Here is a 10615-nt window from a genome sequence, read left to right on the forward strand (position 1 = left end):
CGCGGCAGCCGCGGCGCGCTGCTGACGGAGGGCCTCGGCCTGGCGGGCGGCCTCGGCGGCCGCCGCGGCCTTGCGGGCCTCTTCGGCCTGACGTGCGACCTCGACGCCGGTGGCGTAGTCGGCCTCGGTCTGCAGGCTCTGGTCCTGCAGCACGGCGAGCTGACCCTGGAGGCGCGACTCGTTCTCTTGCTGGGCGGCGACGGCGGCCGCGGCGGCGTCGGACGCGGCCTGCGCCTCGTCCATCGAGACCTGGGCGGCACCCTGAAGCTTCACGAGCGCGTCCGAGGCGACCTTGGCCTGGTCGGACAGCGACTGCGCCACGTTGCGGTCGTTCACGGCCTGCTGACGGATGCCGTCGGTCTGCTCGGTGAGCTTGCTCATCGCGCCGAGCCGGTAGAGGAGGTCGTCCGCCTGCTCGGTGTCGCCCACGAGCTGCGACGACACGTTGCCGCCACCCGTGCGGGCGAGCTGGGCCGAGACCTGACCGGCGCGCTGCTCGCTGGCGTCGGCCACCGCGGCCTTCTCGTCGGCCTGCGACTGCAGTTCGGCGAGCTTGGCGGCACCGGCGTCGGCGTCGGCCTGGGCCTGCTCGAACTCGGCACCGAGACGCTCGGCCTCGGCCTGGGCGGTGCTGGCGTCGCTCGCGAGCTGGTCGAGCAGCCCCTGGATGCGGCTGACCTCGGCGGCCTTGGCCGACTCGCTCGACCGGGCGGCCTGGACGTCGTCCCACGAGGGGTACGAAGCGGCCTGCGCGGGCGAGGCCCCGAGCACCGTGCCCGACACGACGAGCGTGAGGCTGAGCAGCACCGTCGCCACGGCGGCGGCGACGCCCTGTCGGCGGGGCAGGGTCACGGGCGAAGTCACGGAGGAGCACCTATCTCTGGTCGGCCCCGAGCCCGCAGGACGCGCCGGATCGACGGTCGTCGGGGGGTGGGGAACCCGATCAGCCTACGGGCGGAAACGGGAAGGGTAAACCCGCACATCAAGGTTTCTCGTCATCGGCTTGTCCCCAGTCGGGGGTTCACAGGGGGATGCACGACACGACTCCAGTCACACGAGTCACACGATCTGTACCCCGAATGACGAGGAGGCGCGGGTCGGCGACACCCGTCGCCCACGACGACAGGCATCGCCCGGGCGGGCCGGGACCCGGCGCCGGGGACCGGACTCGGGCGCCGATGCCGACGGACCCGGTCGCGGAGGCGGACGGACCCGGACGCGCCGTCCGGGTCAGTCGACGAAGGCGGAGTTGAGACGGTGCAACGCCGCGGCGAGCGCGTCGACCTCGGCGGCCGTCCACCCCTCGAGCCGGTCGGCGAGAGCGGACCGGTTGGCGTCGACGGACCGGGCGAGCAGATCACGACCACGGACGGTCAGCGTGAGCGCCTGCCCTCGTCGCCCCTCGACCGCGGCCCCCTCGCCGGGCTCGACGAGGCCCAGCTGGACGAGTCCGCCGAGCTGGCGCGAGACGGTCGACCGGTTGAGGCCGAAGTCCGCCGCGATGTCGGTGGCTCGGCACCCGGGGTGGGCCGCGATGAAGGTGACGAGCGAGTGCTCGACGAACGACAGCGGGGCGCTCTTGTGCCGGGCGCGGGCGACGGCCCGTCGGGACACGGTCTCGAGCTCCGAGTAGACCGTGTCGATGCCTTGCTGCCCCCGCTGGTCCGTCACGGGGCCAGCCTAACGGCGTGCCGTCGGGAACACCGAGGGGGTCGATCGTGTTGCATACTGCAACTGTAGACCCGACGGGCAACGGCGCCCCCGACCACGAGGAGCCCCGTGACGACCACCGACCTGACCCTGCACCGCCCGGACGACGGCGCGCGCCCCGACCCCGACTCGTTCCGCGGCGACCCTCTCCGTGGGCGGGACGACCGACCCGACCCGCGCCTCCATCGCGGTCACCAGCACGCCGGGCCCACGAGCGTGCGCCGCCCGCGCCCCGACGCCGCGGCCTGGCGGTCCCTCGGCCTGCACGTGCTCATCCCCCTCTTCCTGGCCACCGGCATGGCCCTCGCCTATCTCGGCGCCTTCGGCCACCCGACCCCCCACCACGTGCCCGTCGCCGTCGTGGGCAGCTCGGCCCAGAGCGAGGTCTTCGCCCAGCAGCTCAACGACGCCGACCCGGACGCCCTCGACGTGCGCACCGTCGCGGACGCCGACGCGGCGCGCAGGCTCATCACCGACCGCGAGATCTCGGGTGCGTTCGAGGTCGGCGCCACCGACGCGACCCTGTACGTCTCGTCCGCGGCGTCCGACACGACCGCGAGCGTCCTGCAGAAGGTGTTCGGACCGGTCGCCTACGAGCTCGGCCTGCCCCTGAAGGTCGACGACGTCGTGCCGAGCGGCGAGGGCGACCCGACAGGACAGGGACTGTTCTTCCTGCTCGTCGCCCTGAGCGTCGGCGCGTACGCGAGCGCCGCGGCCATCTCGGCGGCGAGCGCCCGGCTGGGACTCGGCTCGCGCCTCCTCGCCGGTGTCGTCACGGCCGCCGTGATCGCGGCGATCGGCACCGTCGTCGTCGGCCCCGTCTACGGCATCGTCACGACCGGCCTGTGGGGTGTGGCACTCGTCAGCTGGTTGTACGTCACCGCCGTCGTCGTGATCGGCATCGGCCTGCACCCCCTGCTGCGCCACTGGACGACGCCGGCCCTGACCATGCTGTTCGTCATGTTGAACTTCACCAGTTCGGGCGGCGTCTTCTCGTCGCAGCTCGTGCCGCCCTTCTTCGGGGCGTTGGGTGCCTTCTGGAACGGCTCCGCCTGGCTGCACGCCACGCAGTCGATCGTGTACTTCCCCGGCCAGGGCTGGGGCCGGGCCGGGCTGACGCTCTCGCTCTGGCTCGCCGCCGGTCTCGCCCTCGCCGGACTCACCCATCTCTGGAGCGTGCGCCGCACCCGGCTCGCGAACGAACGCGTGGCCGTCCGCGAGGACGAGGAGGGCATCGCGGCCTGACCCGGCAGGGGGCGCGGGCCGACCCGGCAGGCACCGCGGCCTGACCCGGCAGGGGGCGCGGGCCGACCCGGCAGGCGTCGCGGGCGCGTGCGAGACTCGACCGGTGACGACGACGCACGAGACCCTCCGGCCACCCCGACGCGACGAGCGCAACTGGGCCGACAGCTTCAGCTACGGGGCGACCCGGGTCGTGCAGCCGACCACGGTCGACGAGCTGAGCGAACTCGTCGCCGGGGCCCCCCGCATCCGGGCGCTGGGCACACGCCACTCGTTCAGCGACGTGGCCGACGGCCCGGGCCTGCTGGTGTCGACCACGGCGTTGCCCGCCGACCCCGTGATCTCGGACGACGGCCACAGCGTCACCGTCGGGGCCGGCACGAACTACGCCGTCGTCGCGCAGCACCTCGACCGGCACGGACTCGCCCTGCTGAACATGGGGTCGTTGCCGCACATCTCGGTGGGTGGCGCGATCGCGACCGGCACCCACGGCTCGGGACTCGGCTTGGGGAGCCTGTCGAGCGCGGTGTCGGCCCTCGAGATCGTCGGGCCCGACGGGTCGCTCCGGACCGTCCGTCGTGGGCAGCAGGGATTCGACGGCAGCGTCGTGGCCCTGGGCGCCCTGGGCGTGGTGGTCAGGGTGACCCTCGACGTCCAGCCCGGGTTCCGCATGCGGCAGGACACCTACGTCGACCTGCCCTGGTCGAGCGTCGAGGACCACTTGACGGACGTCATGGGAGCCGGTCACAGCGTCAGCTTCTTCCACGAGTTCGACCACCGCATCCGCGAGGTGCTGGTCAAGTCGCGCGTGCCCGAGGGCCTCGCCGACGTGTCGATGCCCCGTGACCTGTGGGGCGCCCGCCCCGCCCCCGTCGACGAGCACGCCGAGGTCACCGGCACGAAGTCGACCCCGATGGACGGCAGCGTGGGGTCGTGGGCCGACCGGCTGCCGCACTTCCGCATCGACGCCACCCCGTCGGTCGGTTCCGAACTCCAGAGCGAACACTTCGTCGCCCTCGAGGACGGTGCGGCCGCACTCCACGCCGTACGACACCTCGGCGACGAGCTGCGCCCGCACCTGCACACCTGCGAGACCCGCACCGTCGCGGGCGACCCGCTCTGGTTGAGTCCGACACCGCAGGACAGCCTGGCCATCGCGTTCACCTGGAAGAAGCACCCCACCGAGGTCGCCGCCTTGATCCCCCGGATCGAGGAGGCGCTGGCACCGTTCACCCCGCGCCCCCACTGGGGCAAGCTGTCGGCCCTGCCGCACGCGGCGATCGTCGAGGCCTATCCCCGGCTGGCCGACTTCGCCGCGCTCGTCCACGAGGTCGACCCCGAGGGCAAGTTCTCCGGCCCGGCACTCGAGCGCCTGCTCGCCTAGCCGTGCCGGGCGGCCGCCGGATCGGGGGTCGGGGGTCGGGCCGAGCGTCGGCCCCGGGGGCCGGACCGACGGTCGTCTCGACGGTCAGTAGGACTCGCCGGTGGGGTCGGCCGCGTCGAGGTCGAGCAGCTCGCCACCGCCGACGGGAAGGCCCTGCCAGGTCCGGAGGCGCCAGCCGCGATCGAGGGTGCCCTCGAGCGTGACGACGCCCGTGTTCTCGAGCAGGTGGTGCCGGATGAACTCGTCGTCGGCGTTGACCGCCCGCGACCCGACCCAGGCGCGGATGGCCGCGCCGTGGCTGACGGCGGCGACCGTCTCGTGACCGTCACGCTCGCCCGCGACGATCAGGTCGGCCAGCGCCGCGTCGTAGCGAGCGAAGAACTCGTGCCCGTCTTCCGATCCGGGCACCCGCGCGTCGAGGTCACCCTCCGCCCAGGAGAAGACGCAGCCGACGTAGGCCGTGACCGCGGCGGCGTCGCTGCGGTCCTCGAGGTCGCCCGCCTTCACCTCTCGGAGCCCGTCGAGCACCGTCGGCGTCAGCCCCGTGACGGCGGCCAGAGGAGCCGCGGTGAGCTGCGTGCGCACGAGCGTGCTGACCGCGAGCGCACCGATCGTCTCGTCGGCGAGGGCCGTGGGCAGCGCCTCGGCCTGGCGCCGACCGAGGTCGGTGAGCCCCACGCCGGGGGCGACGGTGCCGAGCTTGCCCTCGACGTTGTCGGGGGTCTGACCGTGGCGGATCAACAACAGGCGCATGATCGTCCACCCTAGGGCGGACCTCCGACACGGTCGGCCGGTCGGCGAACGCGACCCGCGCCTCCCGGACTCGGCGCGCACATCCCGGCCCGCACCTCCCGGACTCGGCGCGCACATCCCGGCCCGCGCCTCCTGGAATCGGTGCGCACATCCCGGCCCGCGCCTCCTGGACTCGGCGCGCACATCCCGGCCCGCACCTCCCGGACTCGGCGCGCACATCCCGGCCCGCACCTCCCGGACTCGGCGCGCACATCCCGGCCCGCACATCCCCTCCGCCTGTGCCATTCCCGACCGTTGCCGGCCCCGTCGACGTGCCGAACCCGACAACATCCCCGGGACACGCCGCTCACCTCCGTGCCGCACGGCATATCGCGGCGCCTCTGTCGCGAAATGCTCAGCGCGCGGGCGGCGGCGGCGGCAGGGACAGGGAGGCGGAAGTCGAGGAGGCGCGGTGCGGCCGGGCGGTCAGGCGTCGGGCCAGAGGCGGCCGGCGTCCACGACGACGTCGGCCCGGGCGCGGGTGGCTCGGACGAGCCGGGCGTTCGCCTCGTCGGGGCCGGCGGCCCAGGCCTCGGCGGCCTCGGGCGTCATGCCGAAGCGGACGTGGCGGTCGACGAGCCAGCGGCGTCGGAGCCCGGACGGGGTGTCGACGAACCACACCTCGTCGAACGCCGAGCGCACCTCGGGCCACGGCGCGAGCTCGGCCAGCAGGTAGTTGCCCTCGCTGACCACGACCTCGACCGACGGGTCGACCTCGACCGCGCCGCCGATCGACTCCTCGACGCCGCGGACGTACTCGGGTGCCCACACCGTCCCCGACCGCCACCGCAGCCGCTCGAGCAGGGCGAGGTAGCCGTCGGCGTCGAAGGTGTCGATGGCTCCCTTGCGGTCGAGACGGTCGAGTCGGGCGAGGGTTGCACCGGCGAGGTGGAAACCGTCCATGGGGACGACGACGGCGCGCACCCCGACCCGCGTGAGGCCCTCGACGACGGCCGCGGCCGCCGTGCTCTTGCCGCCACCGGGCTCACCCGCGACGCCGATCAGGGTGCGGACGGGCGTCGGGGCCGACCCGGCGGCCGAGGCGAGGCCCGCGGAGGGGCCGAGCCGCGCCTCCTGCGTCCGGGCGTGGACCGCGAGGGCACGGGAGACGAGGTCGTCGACCGAGCCGAGCGGCGCGACGGTCACTCGGGGCGGCCGGCCGAGCCGGGACGGGTGCCGTCGTCGTCGCCGACGTCGGCGGTGCGCAGCTCGGTCAGGGCGGCCTCGCGGCGCGACCGGCGCCAGGCGAGCAGGGCGTGCAGGGCGATCGGCACGACCGACAGCACGACGAGCACGACCGCCAGCACGTCGATGTGGTCGCGGATGAACGGGATGCCGCCGAGCAGCGAGCCGAGCACCGTCATGCCCACGGCCCAGAGGAAGGCGCCCGTCACGTTGAAGAGCAGGAACTTCGGGTACCGGTAGCCCGCGGTCCCGGCCGCCAGAGGGACGTAGGTGCGGACGATCGGGACGAACCGACCGAGGATCAGGCTCGTGCCGCCGTACTTCGCGAAGAAGGCCTCGGCACGTTCGAGGTAGGCCGTCTTCAGGATGCGCGCGTCGTCCGTGAAGAGGCGGCGGCCGAATCGGTTGCCGAGGAAGTAGCCCACCTGGTCGCCCAGCACCGCGGCGACGAAGGCGCAGAGCGCGATCACCCAGACCTGCAGCCCCAGCGCCTCGTGCAGCACGCCGGCCGTGAAGAGCAGCGAGTCGCCGGGCAGGAAGGGGAACAGCACGCCCGACTCGATGAAGACCATCAGCGAGATGCCGGCGAGGGCCCAGGGCCCCAGGGCGGGCAGCAGCTCGTCGGGGTTGAAGAGGACGAACCCCCCGCCGGTCGAGGCGGGCAGGGCGGCGAGCAGGGTGTCGGCGATCACGAGGGACGACTGTAACGGGTCGACCCCGGGACGCGGCGTCCACCGAGCGGACCACTCGTGCATCCACCGGTCTCGGCCGGGCGGGGGATGCCCCCGGGCGCACCGCGCCCCTAGCCTGGGGCGATGCGGACACCCCTCAGCATGCCGACGACAGGACGCACGCGATGATCGAAGCCCGGAACCTCACCAAGATCTACGGAGACAAGCGCGCGCTCGACGACGCCACCTTCACGGTCCGACCCGGTCTCGTCACCGGGTTCCTCGGCCCGAACGGCGCCGGCAAGTCCACCACCATGCGCATGATCGTCGGGCTCGACCGCCCCACCAGCGGCAGCGTCACGGTCAACGGCAAGCGGTTCGCGGACCACGCGGCCCCCCTGCACGAGGTCGGCGTCCTGCTCGACGCCAAGGCCGTGCACACCGGTCGCAGCGCGCACGACCACCTGCTCGCCATGGGCGCCACCCACGGCATCGGCAAGAAGCGCGTCGACGAGGTGATCGCCCTGACCGGCCTCGAATCGGTCGCGAAGAAGCGCGTCGGCGGGTTCTCGCTCGGCATGGGCCAGCGCCTCGGCATCGCCGCCGCGCTGCTCGGCGACCCGGCCACCGTCATCCTCGACGAGCCCGTCAACGGCCTCGACCCCGAGGGCGTCGTCTGGGTGCGCACCCTGGCCCGCTTCCTCGCGAGCGAGGGCCGCACCGTGTTCCTCTCGTCGCACCTGATGAGCGAGATGGCGCAGACCGCCGACCACCTCATCGTGCTCGGGCGCGGCAAGGTGCTCGCCGACTCCCCCATCTCGGACGTCATCTCGCAGGCCTCGGGCGACGCCGTCCGCGTCCGCAGCCCGCACGCCGACCACCTCGTCTCGTTGCTGCAGGGGCCCGACGTCGCCGTCACGGCCGTCGAGCCCGGCGTCGTCGAGCTGCGCGGCATCACCGCCGAGCGGGTCGGCGACCTAGCCGCCTCGTCCGGCGTCGTGCTGCACGAGCTCACCCCACTGGTCCGCTCGCTCGAGGACGCGTACATGACCCTCACGCAGGACTCCGTCGAATACCACGCAGGAGGCGCGGCGCGAGGCAGCCACGTCGCCCCCGACACGCAGACCCCCCAGGGAGCGACCCGATGACCGCCACGACCCCCACCCGTCACCGCGACCGACCCGCGCGCCCGACCTCGAAGCTCACCTTCGGCGGCGTGCTGCGCAGCGAGGTCATCAAGCTGCGCACGCTCCGCTCGACCTGGTGGTGCCTGTCGATCATGGTCGTCATCATCGTCGGCTTCGGTGCCCTCTTCGCCCTGAGCGCGGGCCTGTTCCAGGCCGGCGAGGCCAGCACCGAACAACAGCAGCAGATCGTCGCGCAGTCCGTCTCGGTCGGCGTGGTGTTCGGCCAGCTCGTCGCGTCGATCCTGGGCGCCCTGGTGATCACCGGCGAGTTCGGCACGGGCATGATCCGGTCGACCTTCGCCACGGTGCCCAAGCGCCTGCCCGCGGTCGTCGCCAAGCTCGTCGTGGTCGCGCTGACGCTCTTCGTGGTGTCGCTGGTCGCCCTCGTCCTGACCCTGCTGATCAACAGCGCGATCCTGCCGTCGAACGACATCACGGTCGACTTCGGCGACGGCGCCCTCTGGCGGAGCGTGGTCGGTGCCGCGGCCTCGATCGCCTTCATCGGCATGATCGCCTTCTCGCTCGGGGCGATCATCCGCAACGGTGCCGGTGCAATCGCGGCCTCGGTCGGCCTGGTCTTCGTGCTGCCGATCATCGTGCAGATCTTCACGGCGTTCGTCGACGCCGCGTGGGTCTACACGCTGGCCGAGATCATCCCGCCGAACGCCGCCGCCCGGCTCTACGACTACGTCGTCTCCGGCCAGTCGGCCGTGGCCCTGCCCAGCCCGGACGGAGCCCTCGTCCTCGAGCCGTGGAGCGCTCTGCTCGTGCTCGTCGGCTGGGTCGTGGTGCTCTTCGGTCTGGCGCTCGCGCTCGTCAAGCGACGCGACGTCTGACCGACCGGCACCGCGCCTCCTCGGGGTGACGTCGGGGCGTTCGTGACGGATCGGGAAGAACCGGACCGTCTCGTACGTTCGGACGCACAGGCATACCCGCCGTCACCTCCGAGGAGCCCCATTTGAGCATCGACCCCTCTCCCCCGACGACCGTCGGCGACAGCCGAGCCGGCGAGAGCCGAGTCGGCGACACCGCGACAGCGGGTGCCGACGGCGACCAGGCCGGCACCGAGGCGCGCAACAAGCTCGTCATCGGGCTGCTGCTCGTGTCGGCCTTCGTCGTGATCCTCAACGAGACCATCATGGGCGTCGCCCTGCCGAGCCTCACGCGCGACCTCGACATCACCGTCACGGCGGGGCAGTGGTTGACCACGGGCTTCATGCTCACCATGGCCGTGGTCATCCCGATCACGGGCTTCCTGCTGCAGCGCTTCAACACCCGCCCGGTGTTCATCACCGCGATGAGCCTGTTCAGCCTGGGCACGGCGATCTCGGCGATCGCCCCCGGCTTCGGCGTGCTGCTGCTCGGCCGCGTCGTGCAGGCCTCGGGCACGGCGATCATGATGCCGCTGCTGATGACCACCGTGCTCACCCTCGTGCCGCCGGCCACGCGCGGCCGCACGATGGGCAACATCTCGATCGTCATCTCGGTCGCACCGGCCATCGGCCCGACGATCTCGGGCGTCATCCTGAGCGTGCTCGAGTGGCGCTTCATGTTCATCCTCGTGCTGCCGATCGCCCTCGTGGCGCTCGCGCTCGGTGCCGCCCGCGTCAAGAACGTCACCACGCCGAAGAAGGTGCCCCTCGACGTCACCTCGGTGATCCTGTCGGCCTTCGCCTTCGGTGGCATCGTCTTCGGGCTCAGTTCGATCGGCGAGGGGGCCGAGGCCGCCGTCCCCGCCTGGGTGCCGCTGGCCGTCGGCGTCGTCGCGCTCGTCGCGTTCGTGCTGCGTCAGCGCTCGCTGCAGCGTCGCGACCGCGCCCTGCTCGACCTGCGCACGTTCTCGTCGCGCACCTTCACGATCTCGGCGTCGGTGCTCGGCGTCGGCATGATCGCCCTCTTCGGCACCCTGATCGTCCTGCCGATCTACCTGCAGAACGTGCACGGCCTCGACCCGCTCGCCACCGGGCTGCTGCTGCTGCCCGGCGGTCTCGTCCAGGGCCTGCTGTCGCCCGTCGTGGGACGCTTGTTCGACAAGTACGGCCCGACCGTGCTGCTCGTGCCCGGCACCACCCTCGTCAGCGCCGTGCTGTGGTTCATGTCGACGGTGTCCGAGTCCACCCCGATCCCGATGGTCCTCGCCGCCCACGTCGCCCTCAGCATCGGCCTGGCCTTCATGTTCACGCCGCTGTTCACGTCGGGCCTCGGGTCGTTGCCGTCGAACCTGTACTCACACGGGAGCGCGATCGTCGGCACGGTGCAGCAGCTGGCCGGCGCCGCCGGCACCGCCGTGTTCGTCACCGTGATGACCCTCGCCGCCACCGCGGCCGCCAGCCAGTCCGGTGCCGGTGCCGCCGCGACCGGAGCCGGCGTGCGCGCCGCGTTCCTGGTCGGGGCCATCATCTCGGTGTTCGCCGTCGTGGGGTCGTTCTTCGTGCGGCGCCCGC

The 10615-nt window shown here is 72.8% G+C and carries 9 protein-coding genes and 1 pseudogene; 5 read left to right on the forward strand and 5 right to left on the reverse strand.

The genetic code is table 11. The features are described 5' to 3' along the window. Together SZ60_RS01655 and SZ60_RS01660 are read right to left on the reverse strand one after the other, a co-directional pair. Nucleotides 1-864, reverse strand: a pseudogene (locus SZ60_RS01655) (M23 family peptidase); the annotation flags it as partial. 366 nt (nucleotides 865-1230) lie between these two features. Continuing rightward, on the reverse strand, nucleotides 1231-1671 hold the full coding sequence (locus SZ60_RS01660) for a MarR family winged helix-turn-helix transcriptional regulator (protein WP_043593105.1): 441 nt from the start codon (nucleotides 1669-1671) through the stop codon (nucleotides 1231-1233). Nucleotides 1672-1779: 108 nt separating this feature from the next. Here SZ60_RS01660 and SZ60_RS01665 point away from each other — a divergent pair, with 108 nt between their 5' ends. Both SZ60_RS01665 and SZ60_RS01670 read left to right on the forward strand, forming a co-directional pair. After that, a complete protein-coding gene (locus SZ60_RS01665) occupies nucleotides 1780-2955 on the forward strand; it encodes an ABC transporter permease (protein ID WP_052505079.1) in 1176 nt (391 codons plus the stop codon). Nucleotides 2956-3058: 103 nt separating this feature from the next. Then, complete coding sequence (locus tag SZ60_RS01670) at nucleotides 3059-4336, forward strand: FAD-binding protein (RefSeq protein ID WP_043593107.1); 1278 nt, start codon at nucleotides 3059-3061, stop codon at nucleotides 4334-4336. An 84-nt stretch (nucleotides 4337-4420) separates the two neighbouring features. Here SZ60_RS01670 and SZ60_RS01675 read toward each other — a convergent pair whose 3' ends face one another. From SZ60_RS01675 to SZ60_RS01685, 3 genes are all read right to left on the reverse strand, one after another. Then, nucleotides 4421-5089, reverse strand: coding sequence for a histidine phosphatase family protein (locus SZ60_RS01675; RefSeq protein WP_043593109.1), 669 nt, complete (start codon nucleotides 5087-5089; stop codon nucleotides 4421-4423). A gap of 465 nt (nucleotides 5090-5554) precedes the next feature. After that, on the reverse strand, nucleotides 5555-6274 hold the full coding sequence (locus SZ60_RS01680; RefSeq protein ID WP_082059776.1) for a nucleoside/nucleotide kinase family protein: 720 nt from the start codon (nucleotides 6272-6274) through the stop codon (nucleotides 5555-5557). Further along, nucleotides 6271-7005, reverse strand: a complete 735-nt coding sequence (locus tag SZ60_RS01685; protein ID WP_231567026.1) for a DedA family protein — start codon at nucleotides 7003-7005, stop codon at nucleotides 6271-6273. The genes SZ60_RS01680 and SZ60_RS01685 overlap by 4 nt, the downstream gene beginning before the upstream one ends. A 164-nt stretch (nucleotides 7006-7169) precedes the next feature. Between SZ60_RS01685 and SZ60_RS01690 the strand changes: the two genes are divergently transcribed. The 3 genes from SZ60_RS01690 to SZ60_RS01700 form a co-directional block, all read left to right on the forward strand. Further along, complete coding sequence (locus SZ60_RS01690; RefSeq protein ID WP_043593111.1) at nucleotides 7170-8132, forward strand: ABC transporter ATP-binding protein; 963 nt, start codon at nucleotides 7170-7172, stop codon at nucleotides 8130-8132. Then, nucleotides 8129-9007 (forward strand): ABC transporter permease subunit, encoded by an 879-nt coding sequence (locus SZ60_RS01695; RefSeq protein ID WP_043593113.1) that lies wholly within the window; start codon nucleotides 8129-8131, stop codon nucleotides 9005-9007. The genes SZ60_RS01690 and SZ60_RS01695 overlap by 4 nt, the downstream gene beginning before the upstream one ends. Nucleotides 9008-9129: 122 nt before the next feature. Continuing rightward, nucleotides 9130-10615: DHA2 family efflux MFS transporter permease subunit (locus SZ60_RS01700; RefSeq protein ID WP_231567027.1), on the forward strand; the 1486-nt coding region annotated here is incomplete at its 3' end.

Source organism: Frigoribacterium sp. MEB024, assembly GCF_000878135.1.
GTDB lineage: Bacteria > Actinomycetota > Actinomycetes > Actinomycetales > Microbacteriaceae > Frigoribacterium.